We start from the raw sequence: 14,750 nt of genomic DNA, 5'->3' as shown, positions 1-14,750 counted from the left end.
AGTGGTTCGCGGAGGCTGCGGGACAAGTCGGCCGCCCCGAAAAAGCCTACTGCCCGGTACCGGGTCCCGGAGACAGCCGTGCCCGATGGGCGCTCCCAGTGGGCGGTCACGGCGGGCTGTCCGCATGGTGGCGAGGGGCGCCGCGGCGCCGTGACTTTCGGCCCTAGGGAGCGTGGGCGATTGCGCGGAAGGTGGGGGTGACGGACTCGGGAACGGAACGCACCATGACACACGACCGGCCTTCCCTGCGGTTCCTCGGTGCGACAGACACCGTGACCGGTTCCCGGTACCTGCTCGAATCCGGCGGCCGCCGCGTCCTGGTGGACTGCGGGCTGTTCCAGGGCTACAAACGCAGCCGGGAACGCAACCGGGCCCCGTTTCCCGTACCGCCGCACTCCATCGACGCCGTCGTCCTCACCCATGCCCACCTGGACCACACGGGCTATGTCCCGGCCTTGGTCCGGGACGGCTTCAAGGGTCCCGTCTACGCCACCGACGGCACCACGGAACTGTGCAAGCTGATCCTGCCGGACAGCGGATACCTCCAGGAGGAGGAGGCCAAGTACGCCACGCACCGCGGCTCGGCCAGCCATTCACCGGCCCTCCCGCTCTACACGGCGGCCGACGCGGTCCGGTCGCTGAACAGCTTCAAGGTCAGGGAGTTCGATGACCCGCTGGACCTCGGCGGCGGCATGGAACTGACCTTCGTCCCGGCCGGCCACATCCTCGGCGCCGCCCAAGTGCACGTGCGGTTCGGCTCGCAGACGGTCCATTTCACCGGGGACCTCGGCCGGAGCGATGATCCGTTCATGTACCCGCCCCGGCCGCTGGGAGAGGCGGACGTCCTGGTCACCGAGTCCACCTACGGGAACCGGAAGCACGCGGAGGCGGACCCGGAAGAGCAGCTGGGGGAGATCGTCCGGCGGGTGGCCAAACGCGGGGGAGTGGTCCTGTTCGCCGCGTTCGCCGTCGGCCGCGCCGAGACCCTGATGCTGTACCTCTCCAGGCTGCGGCGGAAGAATGCCATCCCGGACATCCCCATCTATCTCAACAGCCCCATGGCCATCGACGCCTCGGACATGTACCAGCGCCACCCGGAGGAACACCGGCTCCGGCCCGAGGAGTACCGGGGCATGTACACCGTAGCCACCTTTACCCGCAGCGTGGACGACTCGAAGCTGCTGAACCTGCGCGGCGGACCGATGATCATCATCTCCGCCAGCGGCATGCTCACCGGCGGCCGGGTGCTGCACCACCTCGCGGCCTACGGAACGGACCCGAGGAACGCCGTCGTCCTCAGCGGCTACCAGGCCGGCGGGACGCGGGGAGCGGCGCTCGCCGCCGGCGAGCGCAACGTGCGGGTCTACGGCGAGGACCTGACCATCCGGGCCGAGGTCATCCAGATGGAGAACCTCTCCGCCCACGCGGACACCGACGGGCTGATCGCCTGGATGAAGGCCGCGCCGCGTGCCCCGCGCATCGCGTATGTCACCCATGGCGAGCCGGACGCCGCGGACGCCTTGCGGCTGCGGATCAAACGGGAGTTGGGCTGGCGGGCCCGGGTGCCGGAGTACCTGGAACGGGTCGACCTGGGGAACCCGCGGTGAGCGCGCAGGTCACCCGCTCCGCGGTGCTGAGCGAGATCCACGCCCTGGCCCGGCCGCTGCGCAGCGACCGGGACCTCGACGCCGTCGTCCGCCGCGCGGCCGGCTGCCGGTTCACCGCCATCGGGGAGGCCTCCCACGGCACCCACGACTTCTATACCTGGCGGGCCACGTTGAGCCGCCGGCTGATCGAGGAGCAGGGCTACACCTGGATCGGGGTGGAGGGGGACTGGCCGGACTGTTGGCGGATCAACCAGTGGGTGCGCGGCATCACGGGGGCGGAACAGGGCGTGCATTCGCTGCTGGCGGGGTTCCAGCGCTGGCCCACCTGGATGTGGGCGAACGAGGAGGTGGCGGCGTTCCTGGACTGGCTGCGGACCTGGAACCTGCACCGGCCGTTGTCCCGGCGCGTGGGCTTCTACGGCTTGGACGTGTACTCGCTCTGGGACTCGCTGCGGGAGATCATCGCCTGGCTCCAGGCCCACCAGCCCGACGCCGTCCCCGCGGCGATGCGCGCCTGGCAGTGCTTCCTGCCCCACCACGAGGACCCGCACCAGTACGCGTGGAGCACACGCCTGGTCCCGCAGTCCTGCGAGGCCGACGTTGTCGCCCTTCTCCGGGAGATCCGCGCCCGGGCCTTCGACGCCGCGGAGCACGAGGACGACGACGCGTTCGATGCCGTCCAGAACGCGGAGGTCGCCGCCAACGCCGAGCACTACTACCGGATCATGGTCCGCGGCGACCGGCAGTCCTGGAATGTCCGGGACCATCACATGGCGGACAGCATCGACCGGCTGAGCCACCACCTGGGGCCAGAGTCCCGCGGCATCGTCTGGGCCCACAACACGCACGTGGGCGACGCGCGGGCCACGGACATGGCGGTGGACGGGCTGGTCAATGTGGGGCAACTGCTGCGGGAGCGGCACGCCGCCGACGGGGTGGCGCTAGTGGGCTTCGCCGGCCACCGCGGCACCGTGCTGGCCGCCGGGGCCTGGGGGACCCCGGAACGGATCCTGGAAGTCCCGGTCGCCCGGCCGGACAGCCACGAGGCGTTCCTGCACGAGGCGCTGGGTGTGCCCGCGGTGCTGGACTTCGGCGAGGACCGCACCGGCCCGTGGCTGGGCACCTGGCTGGGGCACCGGGCGATCGGCGTCGTCTACAACCCGGAGCGCGAGCGCGGCAATTACGTGCCCACACGGATGGGGGACCGCTACGACGCCCTGATCTGGCTCGAGGAGACCTCCGCCGTCCGGCCGGTCCACCACGAGGGACCGCCGCGCGAACCCGAATTCGAGACCGAGCCCAGCGGCTTTTAGCCCCTGCCGCAGCGGCGTGCCTGCCCCGAAAAGGTGCGGGGCTTAAGGCCCTAACCCGCCCCGCGGACCCGGGCCACACTGAGGTGTCGGCGGCTCCCAGGGGCGGCCGGCGCGTCATGCCAGACAGCAGCGGCCACGGCAGCGGCTCGTGCGGCGTCCGGGCGCAGCGGTCACAGAAGGGTGCGCTGCCGGGACCGCCGCGGCGGGGCGGCCAGCCTGGCCTACGACGGAAAAGAGCGATCAGCATGAGTAAACCAATCGTCGTCGGCGTCAACGGGTCCGCGGGCAGCGAAGCCGCGCTGGCCTGGGCGCTGGAACGGGCCGCCGCGGACAACGCCCCGGTCCTCTGCGTCCACGCCGTGGACGACCGCTGGATGTCCCCGGACTTCCAGTACCACGAGCTGATCCGCCAGTCCGGGATGGAGCTGCTGGAGAAGGCCAAGGCCGCCGCCGCCAAGCAGGCCCCGGACGTCACGGTCGACACCGAACTGCGGCACGGCAGCCCGGGCGCGGCGCTGCGCGAGGCGTCCCAGTCTGCCGCCCTCGTGGTGGTGGGCGGCCACGACAAGCACTGGCTCGACGGCGGCCCCATGACGGACCGCGCGCTGCAGGTGGCGTCCGCCTCCGAATGCCCGGTGGCGGTCATCCCCACCCAGCGCGGCACCGGCAACCGGGGCGTGGTGGTCGGCGTCGACGGCTCCGAGGAATCCCTGCAGGCCGTGGCCTACGCCGCTGCCGAGGCGGACCGCGGCGGCGACGAACTGACCGCGGTCCTCGCGTTCCGGAACCCGGCCCGCTGGGTGGAACGGCAGCTGCCCGAGAGCGGCCTGGCCGAGACGATCGTCGAGGAGGACCGGGTGGTGCTGGCCGAATCCGTCGCCGGGCTGCACGACAAGTACCCGGACCTGGTGGTCCATCAGCGCCTGGAAACAGACACCGACCCCGCGAAGGCCCTCTCGGACCTGGCGGGGGAGGCGCGCCTGCTGGTGATCGGAAGCCGCGGACGCGGCGGCTTCTCCCGGCTGGTGCTCGGCTCGACCGCACACGCGGTGCTCCTGAATGTCCCGTGTCCCACCGTCGTGACACGGGTCCACAAGGTCAAGCACGGCGACTGAGCGGTCCTGCCGACGGGAAGCCCCCTCCACGGAGGGGGCTTTTCCCGTGTCCGGGCCGGTGCGAGGATGGGGCGGTGGATTCGATACTGACCTTCGTGGGCCATTACTGGTGGCTGGTGTTCCCGCTCAGCGCCCTGGGCGGCAGCTGGGCCGGCGCCTGGCGGAAGGCCGCCGAACGGCGGCACCGGCGCCGGGTGGAGCTGTACCAGCTGAAGAACCGGCAGGCCGAGGCGGAGCAGAGCAGCCGGGCGGAGGTGCAGCAGGTCCTGGACGCCCATGACGCCGTCAACCGCCGCTGGCTGGACTACGAGCTCGACGTCGGCAAACTCATCGACTTCCCCGCCATGACGGACGTCCGGGAACCCCTCACGGTGGCGTTCCTGCGCGCCAAGCGGGACGCGGACGGCCTCCGCCCGGCGGGAACGGAGCCGCCGGCCGCCGCCCGGCTCGCCGAGTACCGGAACGCCGTCAACGCCTTCGAGGTGGCCTTCGACGTCGCCGAACGCGAGGCCCGGCGGATCCGCGACAGCAAGTTCACCGGCCCGGAACGCGACCGGCTCGCCACCGCCCGGAAACTGCTCCGGATCGCCTCCGACGCCGGGTCCACCCCGGCCGAACGGCAGACGGCGTACAAGCGGGCGCGGCGGGAACTGGACGGGCTGATCGTGCTTCCGGACGCGACGACGGCGGCCCTGGAGGCCAGGATCGCCGTCGCGCTCGACGCCGGGACGAGCGAAGACCTTCCCCGCCCCTGAGCTGGCGGCGCCGCTTCGGCCGCCCCCGGGCGCCGGGGCAGGCTTCCCCGCTGTTTTGCCGTGCCCCCGTTGGCACGTACGATCTATAGGGTTTCAGGACAGCTTTGGTGAACCGCGCAAGTGGCACCTGCCAACCGGCGGGTGAACAGTGAATGACAAGGCCGCCACGGGGAATGAAACTGCTGACCGTCGACTCTGCAGATTGGGCAACAGGTGGAAATCACCGTAATGGTGGCGCTAGTCATAGCACTGGCGCTGTTCTTCGACTTCACAAACGGGTTCCATGACACCGCCAATGCGATGGCCACGCCCATCGCCACCGGTGCCATCAAGCCCCGCACCGCCGTCGCACTCGCCGCGGTCCTGAACCTCGTGGGCGCGTTCCTGTCCACCGAGGTGGCCAAGACCGTCTCCGGCGGCATCATCCGTGAGGGCTCGGACGGCATCCAGATCACCCCGGACATCATCTTCGCCGGCTTGATGGGCGCGATCCTCTGGAACATGATCACCTGGCTCAAGGGCCTGCCCTCGAGCTCCTCGCACGCGCTGTTCGGCGGCCTCATCGGCGCGGCGATTGCCGGCATCGGGCTGCACTCGGTCAACTTCACATCCGTCCTGCAGAAGGTGCTCCTGCCCGCCGTGTTCGCGCCGGTGATCGCCGCTCTCGTCGCCTACATCTGCACCCGGCTGGCCTACGCCCTGACCGCCCGACACGATCCCGAGACCGGGAACAAGCTGACCCAGAAGCGCGGCGGCTTCCGCACCGGCCAGATCTTCACCTCCAGCCTGGTGGCCCTCGCCCACGGCACCAACGACGCACAGAAGACCATGGGCATCATCACCCTGGTCCTCATCGCCGCCGGCAGCCAGGCACCGGGCACCGGACCCCAGCTCTGGGTGATCGCTGCCTGCGCCCTCGCCATCGCCATCGGCACCTATTCCGGCGGCTGGCGGATCATCCGCACCATGGGCTCGGGCCTGACCGAGGTCAAGCCCGCGCAGGGCTTCGCGGCCGAGACCAGCACCGCCGCCGCCATTCTGGCCTCCTCGCACCTGGGCTTCGCGCTCTCCACCACGCACGTGGCCTCCGGTTCCGTCATCGGCTCCGGCATGGGCCGCCGCGGCACCACCGTGCGCTGGGGCACCGCCGGCAAGATCGTCATTGGCTGGCTCTTCACCCTCCCCGCCGCCGGCATCGTCGGCGCCCTCACCGCCCTCCTCGTGCACACCGGAACGGTCGGGTTCATCATCGCCGCCGTCGCCGGCACGGCCGCGGTGGTCTACATGTTCGTCGCCTCCCGGAAGTCCCACGTCGGCAGCCATAACGCCGTCGAGGTCGAAGAGGCCGGCCAGGCCATCCGGTTCGCGAAGAAGAAGGCAGCAGCGGTCAGCCGCGGCAACAAGTCCAAAGGTGGCCGTAAGTAAATGAAATGGCTTGAACTCTTCCAGGTGGCCGGCGCGACCCTCGTCGCCGCGGTGCTCATCACCGTTTTGTACTCACTCGGGGTGCGGCTCACGGCCATCGCCGGCGACAGCAGGACCGAGCAGCCCGGCTGGGTCCGGCCGCTGTCCTACGCCTGCTTCGGCCTCTGCGGCATCGCCGTCCTGGCCGGGCTGTACCTGATCATTCCCTACTTCTCCAAGTAGCGGCTCCAAGTAGCGGCGGGGTCCGGGCCCCCGCGGGACTGGGAACCCCGGCGGGCGCTTGGCTACGCTGGGCCCATGGCTGAATTCCAGTACTTTGTCGCGGCATCCCTGGACGGTTACATCGCCACGGACGCGGACGGTCTCGACTGGCTGCTGCAGTTCGACGGGTTCGACGGCGGCGCCGAGAGCTACGATGCGTTCTTCGCCGGCGTCGGGTGCGTCGTCATGGGCGGCGGGACCTACGCGTGGCTGCTGGACCACCTGTCCGAGGGCTGGCCGTACCCCGGCATCCCGTGCTGGGTCTTCACCCACCACGAACTCGGGCCCGTGCCCGGGGCGGACATCACCTTCGTGCGGGGTCCCGTCACCGAATTCGCCGACGACCTCAGCTCCGCCGCAAAGGGCCGGAACGTCTGGGTGGTGGGCGGGGGAGTGCTCGCCGCACAGTTCGCCGACGCCGGGCTCCTGGGCGAGCTGATTCTCTCCGTCATCCCGGTGGTCCTGGGCCGGGGCAAACCGCTGCTGCCCCTCGCCGGTCCGACGGCGCCGCTGGAGCTCCTGGAATCCCGGACGATGGGCCGGGGCGTAGTGGAGCTGCGCTACCGGCTGCCCGCCCATTCCTGAGCCGACCGGCCCGGCGGCTACTGGCCTGCGTCGGGGGCGGCGTCGGGGGCGTTGTCGCGCAGCAGGTTGGTGATCCGGGCGGTGGAGAGCCGGCGGCCCTGCTCGTCCGTCATGACAATCTCATGCGTGGTGAGGGTGCGGCCCAGGTGGATGGCCGTGCACGTTCCGGTCACGGTGCCGGAGGCGATCGACCGGTGGTGCGTCGCCCCGACGTCGACGCCGAGGGCGTGCCGGCCCGGGCCGGCGTGCATCGCCGCGGCGAACGAACCCAGGGTCTCGGCGAGCACCACATGGGCTCCGCCGTGCAGGATCCCGGCCACCTGGGTGTTGCCCTCCACGGGCATGGTGGCCACGGTGCGTTCCGGGCTCAGTTCCACGAACCGGATTCCCATCTTCACCACCAGGGAGCCGACGCCCATCCGGCCCAGCCAGCCGTGCAGTTCCGCGGGAATGCCGGCGGCTTCCAGTTCGGCGGCGTACGGCGCCGGCGTGAAATTGTCGATCATGCCAACTAGGCTGGCACCTGTGAGCGAAACTACCAAACCGGCCCCTTCCGCGTCCGCAGTGGACACCCTTCAGCCAGCCGCACCGGCGGCGGAGACCCCCGCCGGGAAGGCGCCGGCGAAGGCGCCGGCGAAGGCGGCCGGCCACGGCCTCGCCGACCACCCCTCGGCCACCGAAGCCCCCGTCATCCCGATCACGGACCAGCCCCGGCTCCTCGTGCTCGACGGCCACTCCATGGCGTTCCGCGCCTTCTTCGCGCTGCCCGCGGACAAGTTCTCCACGGCCACCGGCCAGCACACCAACGCCATCCACGGCTTCACCTCCATGCTGATCAACCTGATCAAGGAGCAGAAGCCCACGCACATCGCCGTCGCCTTCGACGTCTCCGACGACACCACCCACCGCAAGGCCGAATACGACGGCTACAAGGGCGGCCGCAACGAGACCCCGCGGGAAATGAGCGGGCAGATCGACCTGATCGACAAGGTCATGGGCGCCTGGGGCATCAAGACCATCAAGCTGCCGGGCTGGGAAGCGGACGACATCCTGGCCACCCTCGCCGCCCAGGGCGAGGCGGCCGGCTTCGAGGTCCTGCTCGTCTCCGGCGACCGCGACGCGTTCCAGCTCATCACCGACAACGTCTTCGTCCTCTACCCGCGCAAGGGCGTCAGCGACATTCCCCGGATGGACGCGGAGGCCATCCAGGAGAAGTACTTCGTCAGCCCCGCCCAGTACTCCGACCTGGCCGCCCTGGTGGGCGAAACCGCCGACAACCTCCCCGGCGTCCCCGGCGTCGGACCCAAGACCGCGGCCAAGTGGATCAACCTCTACGGCGGCCTCGAGGGCGTCCTGGAGAACATCGACTCGATCGGCGGCAAGGTCGGCGACGCCCTCCGCGAGAACGTCGACGCCGTTAAACGCAACCGCAAGCTCAACCGCCTGCGGACCGACCTGGAACTGCCCGTCACTCTCGAGGACCTCGCCGACCCCAGGCCGGACCAGGCCGCGCTCGAGGACCTCTTCGACACCCTCGAATTCAAAACCATCCGCACCCGGCTCTTCGCCCTCTACGGCAGCGAGGTCACCGAGGCCGAACGCGAAACCCTGGCCACCCCGGACTACACCGTCCCGGCCGCGGCAGAAGAACTCGCCGCGTTCCTCGCCGGCACGGAGGGCAAGCGGGCCGCCGTCGCCGTGGACCTGGTCCCCGGCCGGATCGGCGAGGACGCGGCCGCCGTCGCGATCGTCCACGGCGAATCCGCCGTCTACCTCGACCTCACCACCCAGGACGCCGACACCGAGAACGTCCTCGCCGCCTGGCTCCGGGACCCCTCGGCCGCGAAGGTGATGCATGGGTTCAAGGGTGCCCTCAAGGCGCTCTCCGCCCGCGGCATGGAGCTGGACGGCGTGGTCGATGACACCGCCATCTCCGGCTACCTTATCCAGCCGGACCGCCGCAGCTACGAGCTCGCCGAACTGGCCCAGCACCACCTGAACCTCACCGTCTCCAAGGAGGAGGCGAAGGCGGGGCAGCTGGAGCTGGCGTTCGACGGCGACGACGAGGCCTCGGCCGGCGCGTTGGTGCACGTCGCCGCCGTCGTCCAGGCCCTAAGCCGATTCTTCGAAGACGAACTCAAGGACCGCGGCGCCCTGGACCTGCTGACCACCCTGGAACTGCCGGTCAGCCGCGTCCTGGCGGACATGGAACTCGCGGGCATCGGCATCGACATGCAGCGCATGGACGAGCAGCTCTCCGACCTGGCCCGGGTGATCGACAACGCCCAGCAGCAGGCCTTCGCCGCGATCGGCCACGAGGTGAACCTCGGCTCGCCCAAGCAGCTGCAGACGGTGCTGTTCGAGGAACTCGGCCTGCCCAAGACCAAGAAGATCAAGTCCGGGTACACCACGGACGCCGCGTCGCTGAAAAACCTGCTCGAGAAGACCGGCCACGAGTTCCTGGTCCAGCTGATGGCGCACCGCGAATCCTCCAAGCTCCGGCAGATGCTCGAGTCGCTGAAGAAGTCCGTGGCGGAGGACGGCCGGATCCACACCACGTACGCGCAGAACGTCGCCGCCACCGGCCGGATCTCCTCGAACAACCCGAACCTGCAGAACATCCCGATCCGCAGCGAGGAGGGCCGGCGCGTGCGCGGCATCTTCGTGGTCAGCGACGGGTATGAGTGCCTGCTCTCCGCCGACTACTCGCAGATCGAGATGCGCATCATGGCGCACCTCTCCGGCGACGCCGGCCTGATCCAGGCGTACAAGGACGGCGAGGACCTGCACCGCTTCGTCGGCTCCAACATCTTCCACGTCCCCACGGACCAGGTCACCAGCGCCATGCGCTCCAAGGTCAAGGCCATGTCCTACGGCCTGGCGTACGGGCTGACCTCCTTCGGCCTGTCCAAGCAGCTGGAGATCTCCGTGGACGAGGCCAGGACCCTGATGAAGGACTACTTCGACCGGTTCGGCGCCGTCCGCGACTACCTCCGCGGCGTGGTGGAGAAGGCGCGGGTGGACGGCTACACGGCCACCATCGAGGGCCGGCGCCGGTACCTGCCGGACCTGACCAGCACGGACCGGCAGCTGCGCGAGAACGCCGAACGCATCGCGCTGAACTCGCCCATCCAGGGTTCCGCGGCGGACATCATCAAGCGCGCCATGCTGGGCGTCTCCGGGGCCCTGGCGGAGCAGGGGCTGAAATCCCGGATGCTGCTGCAGGTCCATGATGAACTGGTCCTGGAAGTCGCAGCCGGCGAACGCGACGCCGTCGAGAAGCTGGTCACCGAGCAGATGGGCGCCGCCGCGCAGCTGTCGGTGCCGCTGGAGGTCCAGATCGGCATCGGCACCAGCTGGTACGAGGCCGGACACTAGCCGGAGCGCCGCGGGCAGCCGGCCACCGTCAGGCAGCCACCGGCAGGCGGCCGCAGGGTTTACGTTTCACACAGTCATCAGGGGGAGTAGCACGTGTCAGAACAGTATGAGATCCGGCGGTTCACGCCCGCGGCCAAGGGCGAGACGGCCTACCCGGAGGCGGTTGCCTGGACGCGCGCCGTCGCCTTCGGCTTCCACGACGACCGCCGCACGGAGGAACGCGTGGACCGCGGCATCGCCATGCAGCGGACCGACGGCCGGGTGATGACCGGCGCCTACCAGACCGGCCGGGTCGCCGCGCACTCGCTCGACGCCGACATCCCGGTGGCCACCTTCGGCACCATGAACAAAACGCTCAACATCGGGTTCGGCCGCCTGCTCGACGCGCGGCTGGTGACGGCCGTGACGGTCCGGACCTCGCACCGCCGGCGCGGGCTGCTGCGCCGCATGATGGTGCAGGAAACGGAACTCGCCCGGAAGGAAGGCCTCGCCGTGGCGGCGCTGACCGCCTCGGAGGCGTCCATCTACGGCCGCTTCGGCTACGGGGTCGCCACGGCGGAACAGTCCATCAAGGTGGACACCAGCGCGCGCTTCGTCCTCAACCACGTGCCCGTGGGCAGCGTGGAGGTCGCCGATCCCAAGGTCCTCCTGGAGCTCGCCCCGCAGATCTTCGACCGGGTCCACCGCCAGACGCCCGGCTCCGTGGGCCGGCATGAGTTCTACCGGCAGTTCGTCTCCGGTGAGGTCAGCCGGGAAGCCAACGAGGACCCGAAGATCAAGACCGCGCTGCACTATGGCCCGGACGGGACCGTGGACGGGTACGTCTCGTACAAGTTCGGCGGCTGGTCCAGCACGCCGGCCACCATGGAGGTCGTGGACCTGGTGGCCGCCACCCGTGACGCCTACCTGGAACTGTGGCAGTACCTCGGCGCCATCGACCTCGTGGAGCGCGTCACGTGGCAGGAGGCTCCCGTGGACGACCCGCTGCCGTGGGCGCTCAAGGACCCCCGCTGCGTGGAGGCCTCGGAACCCCGCGACATGCTCTGGCTGCGCATCCTGGACGTGCCCCGGGCCCTGGCGGCCCGGCACTACCCGGCCGACGGCCGCCTGGTGCTGGCGGTCGCCGACGGCCTTGGGATCGCCGGCGGCACGTTCGCCCTCGACGTCGACGGCGGGACCGCCACGGTCGCCGACGTTACCGGGCAGGGCGCTGACCTGCCCGCGGACCTGGAACTGGACATCGCCGACCTGTCCTCGATGTTCGTCGGCGGCGTCAACCCGGTCACCCTCGCGGCCGCCGGCCGGATCCGGGAGCTCACGCCGTCGGCCGCGTTCCGCGCCGCCCGGATGTTCGCCGTCGAACGCCCCCCGCACTGCCTCACGCACTTCTAAGCGGGCCGCCCGTGGAGGGGCTGTTCAGGATCTCGCGCAGCCCGGCACCCGCCCTGGGCCGGGTTGCTGCGCACCCGCACGCGCTTTGACCGGGCTTGGCGGATGGCACTAGACTAAACGGGCGTGTACTACGTGTGCGCAACCAAATCCACAGAATCAGGATGACCCGGCAGATCGCCTGCGATCTGCCGTGCTTTCTCCCCGTGTCGCCGATGCGGGCTGGACGGTCTGCCTGACCGACTCACTATCCACAACGGAGCCCCTACTACATGACCATCACCTCTACCGAGAAGTCCGGTACCCCTGTCGTCGCGATCAACGACATCGGGTCCGCTGAGGATTTCCTCGCAGCTGTCGACGCGACCATCAAGTACTTCAACGACGGAGACCTCGTTGAAGGCACCGTCGTCAAGGTCGACCGCGACGAAGTCCTGCTCGACATCGGTTACAAGACCGAAGGTGTCATTCCCTCCCGCGAGCTGTCCATCAAGCACGACGTTGACCCCGGAGACGTTGTCTCCGTTGGCGATCAGGTCGAAGCCCTGGTGCTCACCAAGGAAGACAAAGAAGGCCGTCTGATCCTCTCCAAGAAGCGTGCTCAGTACGAGCGTGCCTGGGGCGACATCGAGAAGGTCAAGGAAGAAGACGGCGTCGTCACCGGTACTGTCATCGAAGTTGTCAAGGGTGGTCTTATCCTCGACATCGGTCTGCGCGGCTTCCTGCCCGCATCCCTCGTCGAGATGCGCCGCGTGCGCGACCTCGCTCCGTACATCGGTCAGCAGATCGAAGCCAAGATCATCGAGCTGGACAAGAACCGCAACAACGTTGTGCTGTCCCGCCGTGCATGGCTCGAGCAGACCCAGTCCGAGGTCCGCTCCACGTTCCTCAACAAGCTGGAAAAGGGCCAGGTCCGTCCCGGCGTCGTTTCCTCGATCGTCAACTTCGGTGCCTTCGTGGACCTGGGCGGCGTCGACGGCCTGGTTCACGTTTCCGAGCTGTCCTGGAAGCACATCGACCACCCGTCCGAGGTTGTCGAAGTCGGCCAGGAAGTCACCGTCGAGGTTCTCGAGGTCGACCTGGACCGCGAGCGCGTTTCCCTGTCGCTCAAGGCTACGCAGGAAGATCCGTGGCAGACCTTCGCCCGCACCCACGCCCTCGGCCAGGTTGTTCCGGGTAAGGTCACCAAGCTCGTTCCGTTCGGTGCGTTCGTTCGCGTCGAAGACGGCATCGAAGGCCTGGTCCACATCTCCGAGCTCGCCGTGCGCCACGTTGAGCTGGCCGAGCAGGTCGTCTCCGTTGGCGACGAGCTCTTCGTCAAGGTCATCGACATCGACCTCGAGCGCCGCCGCATCTCGCTGTCCCTCAAGCAGGCCAACGAGGGCGTCGACGCCGACAGCACCGAATTCGACCCGGCTCTGTACGGCATGGCCGCAGAGTACGACGAAGAGGGCAACTACAAGTACCCGGAGGGCTTCGACCCGGAGTCCAACGAGTGGCTCGAGGGCTACGAGACCCAGCGCGCCGCCTGGGAGCAGCAGTACGCTGACGCCCAGACCCGTTGGGAAGCCCACAAGAAGCAGGTTGCCCAGCACGCTGCCGACGACGCCGCTGCTGCGACGTCCGGTGACAGCGATTCCGGCACCACCAGCTACTCCTCGGAGCCGGCTGCGTCCGAGTCCAACACCGGTGGCGGCACGCTCGCTTCCGACGAGGCTCTCGCCGCCCTGCGTGAGAAGCTGACCGGCAACTAATTGCCAGCGGCCCGGGTTTCCCGGGCCACACACCGAGGGCCCCTGCACCATGCAGGGGCCCTTGGTGGTTTAAGTGGCGTCTTCAGCCGGCGAGGATCCGGTCCGTGGCGTCGTCCGCCGTGCCGTCGAAATACCGGTCGAGCAGTTGCTGGAATTCCGGTTGCCCGGGATCGGCCCGGAGGAACAGGGTCGCCGAGGACTGCAGCTTGCGGGCGTCGATGCCGCCGAAGATCTGCACGGCGCTGCGGCCGTCCACTTGGAGCACGGCGCGGGCACACTCCAGCAGCCGGGGGCCGAGCACCGGATGGGCCAGATAGGCGCGGGCCTCGTCCAGCGACGCGATGGCATACATGCGCGACGTCGCGCTCATGCCCATGCCGGCGACCTGCGGGAAGACGAACCACATCCAGTGGCTGCGCTTGGCCCCGGCCTCCAGCTCGGCCAGCGCCTGCCGGTAGGTGCCGCCGGAGTCCTGCGCCGTCACGAACCGCTCCAAATCATAGTTGCCGCTCATGCCGCTGCTCCCGTCCTTTGCCCTCGGCTGTTTCCTCCCATCGTGGCACACCCAACTGACTCGCAGCTGGGGCTGTTATCAGTGCTCACAACGGCCTCGGCTGCCAGTCAGTTGGGTTGAGATCCTAGGGGAGCGGGATCCGGGCCGTGACCCGGGTACCGACGTCGGCGAGCGTCGCACCTTGGGCCGCCAGCAGGGACCGGGCCGCGGCGTTGCCGGTGGCGGTGTCCGCCGTGAGGACCGCGGCCCCGGTGGCCGCCGCCTGCACCGTGACCAGCCGCAATGCCTCCCGGCCGATGCCCCGGCCGCGCAGGCTACGGCGCAGCCAGATCCCGGTTTCAAGCACCAGGGAGCCCCCGGCGGTCCCCGGTACCGAAATGGCCTTCAGTCGCACGGCGCCGGCGAGGTTACCGCCGGCCGTCACCGCCCAGGTTTTCTCCCGGGCCGGGCCGTCCAACCCGGCTGCCGCGGCGCGATGGTATGCGCGGAACCATCGGACGCGGTCCGCATTCCAGCCCGGAGACCCGCCCCCCGGTGGGGTTACCTCGTCGGCGTCCGCATCGTCCTGAGCGACGGCCAGCAGCCGCTTCAGCACGGCCTCCGTAACGTCGAGAAGTGCTACGTCGATGGGTGCCAGGTCAATGGGCGGCACGT

General features: G+C 69.5%; 13 protein-coding genes. 10 read left to right on the top strand and 3 right to left on the bottom strand.

The genetic code is table 11. From position 1 onward, the window contains the following. The first annotated feature begins 224 nt into the window (after nt 1-224). The 7 genes from ACFUCU_RS03365 (at nt 225) to ACFUCU_RS03335 (ending at nt 7,061) form a co-directional block, all read left to right on the top strand. Nucleotides 225-1,607 (top strand): MBL fold metallo-hydrolase, encoded by a 1,383-nt coding sequence (locus ACFUCU_RS03365; protein WP_377970640.1) that lies wholly within the window; start codon nt 225-227, stop codon nt 1,605-1,607. Then, nucleotides 1,604-2,920 carry an erythromycin esterase family protein gene (locus ACFUCU_RS03360; protein ID WP_377970638.1) on the top strand — a complete coding sequence of 439 codons (1,317 nt, stop codon included), beginning with the start codon at nt 1,604-1,606 and terminating at the stop codon, nt 2,918-2,920. The genes ACFUCU_RS03365 and ACFUCU_RS03360 overlap by 4 nt, the downstream gene beginning before the upstream one ends. Before the next feature lie 245 nt (nt 2,921-3,165). Then, on the top strand, nt 3,166-4,035 hold the full coding sequence (locus tag ACFUCU_RS03355; protein ID WP_290257951.1) for a universal stress protein: 870 nt from the start codon (nt 3,166-3,168) through the stop codon (nt 4,033-4,035). 74 nt (nt 4,036-4,109) lie between these two features. After that, on the top strand, nt 4,110-4,790 hold the full coding sequence (locus ACFUCU_RS03350; protein WP_364137479.1) for a hypothetical protein: 681 nt from the start codon (nt 4,110-4,112) through the stop codon (nt 4,788-4,790). A 213-nt stretch (nt 4,791-5,003) separates the two neighbouring features. Further along, nucleotides 5,004-6,215 carry an inorganic phosphate transporter gene (locus ACFUCU_RS03345; protein ID WP_290257949.1) on the top strand — a complete coding sequence of 404 codons (1,212 nt, stop codon included), beginning with the start codon at nt 5,004-5,006 and terminating at the stop codon, nt 6,213-6,215. Continuing rightward, complete coding sequence (locus tag ACFUCU_RS03340) at nt 6,216-6,437, top strand: hypothetical protein (protein WP_364137475.1); 222 nt, start codon at nt 6,216-6,218, stop codon at nt 6,435-6,437. Between the two features lie 75 nt (nt 6,438-6,512). Then, on the top strand, nt 6,513-7,061 hold the full coding sequence (locus ACFUCU_RS03335; RefSeq protein WP_377970636.1) for a dihydrofolate reductase family protein: 549 nt from the start codon (nt 6,513-6,515) through the stop codon (nt 7,059-7,061). A gap of 17 nt (nt 7,062-7,078) precedes the next feature. On the opposite strand, the gene ACFUCU_RS03330 is transcribed toward ACFUCU_RS03335, so the two are convergent. Then, nucleotides 7,079-7,567, bottom strand: coding sequence for a hotdog fold thioesterase (locus tag ACFUCU_RS03330; protein WP_377970634.1), 489 nt, complete (start codon nt 7,565-7,567; stop codon nt 7,079-7,081). 232 nt (nt 7,568-7,799) lie between these two features. Between ACFUCU_RS03330 and polA the strand changes: the two genes are divergently transcribed. The 3 genes from polA (at nt 7,800) to rpsA (ending at nt 13,582) form a co-directional block, all read left to right on the top strand. Beyond that, nucleotides 7,800-10,439: a DNA polymerase I gene (gene polA / locus ACFUCU_RS03325; protein WP_377970804.1), complete on the top strand. Its 2,640-nt coding sequence runs from the start codon at nt 7,800-7,802 to the stop codon at nt 10,437-10,439. A gap of 93 nt (nt 10,440-10,532) precedes the next feature. Beyond that, entirely contained in the window at nt 10,533-11,831 is a 1,299-nt protein-coding gene (locus tag ACFUCU_RS03320) for a GNAT family N-acetyltransferase (RefSeq protein WP_377970632.1), read from the top strand. 269 nt (nt 11,832-12,100) lie between these two features. Then, on the top strand, nt 12,101-13,582 hold the full coding sequence (gene rpsA, locus ACFUCU_RS03315) for a 30S ribosomal protein S1 (protein WP_290257943.1): 1,482 nt from the start codon (nt 12,101-12,103) through the stop codon (nt 13,580-13,582). Nucleotides 13,583-13,664: 82 nt separating this feature from the next. On the opposite strand, the gene ACFUCU_RS03310 is transcribed toward rpsA, so the two are convergent. Together ACFUCU_RS03310 and ACFUCU_RS03305 are read right to left on the bottom strand one after the other, a co-directional pair. Continuing rightward, nucleotides 13,665-14,096, bottom strand: a complete 432-nt coding sequence (locus ACFUCU_RS03310) for a DUF1810 domain-containing protein (protein WP_377970630.1) — start codon at nt 14,094-14,096, stop codon at nt 13,665-13,667. A 124-nt stretch (nt 14,097-14,220) separates the two neighbouring features. After that, complete coding sequence (locus ACFUCU_RS03305; RefSeq protein ID WP_377970628.1) at nt 14,221-14,748, bottom strand: GNAT family N-acetyltransferase; 528 nt, start codon at nt 14,746-14,748, stop codon at nt 14,221-14,223. Nucleotides 14,749-14,750 lie beyond the last annotated feature (2 nt).

It is taken from the genome of Arthrobacter sp. NPDC057259 (assembly GCF_042668995.1).
Classification (GTDB): domain Bacteria; phylum Actinomycetota; class Actinomycetes; order Actinomycetales; family Micrococcaceae; genus Arthrobacter.
This window is presented reverse-complemented; position numbering and strand designations above follow the sequence as displayed.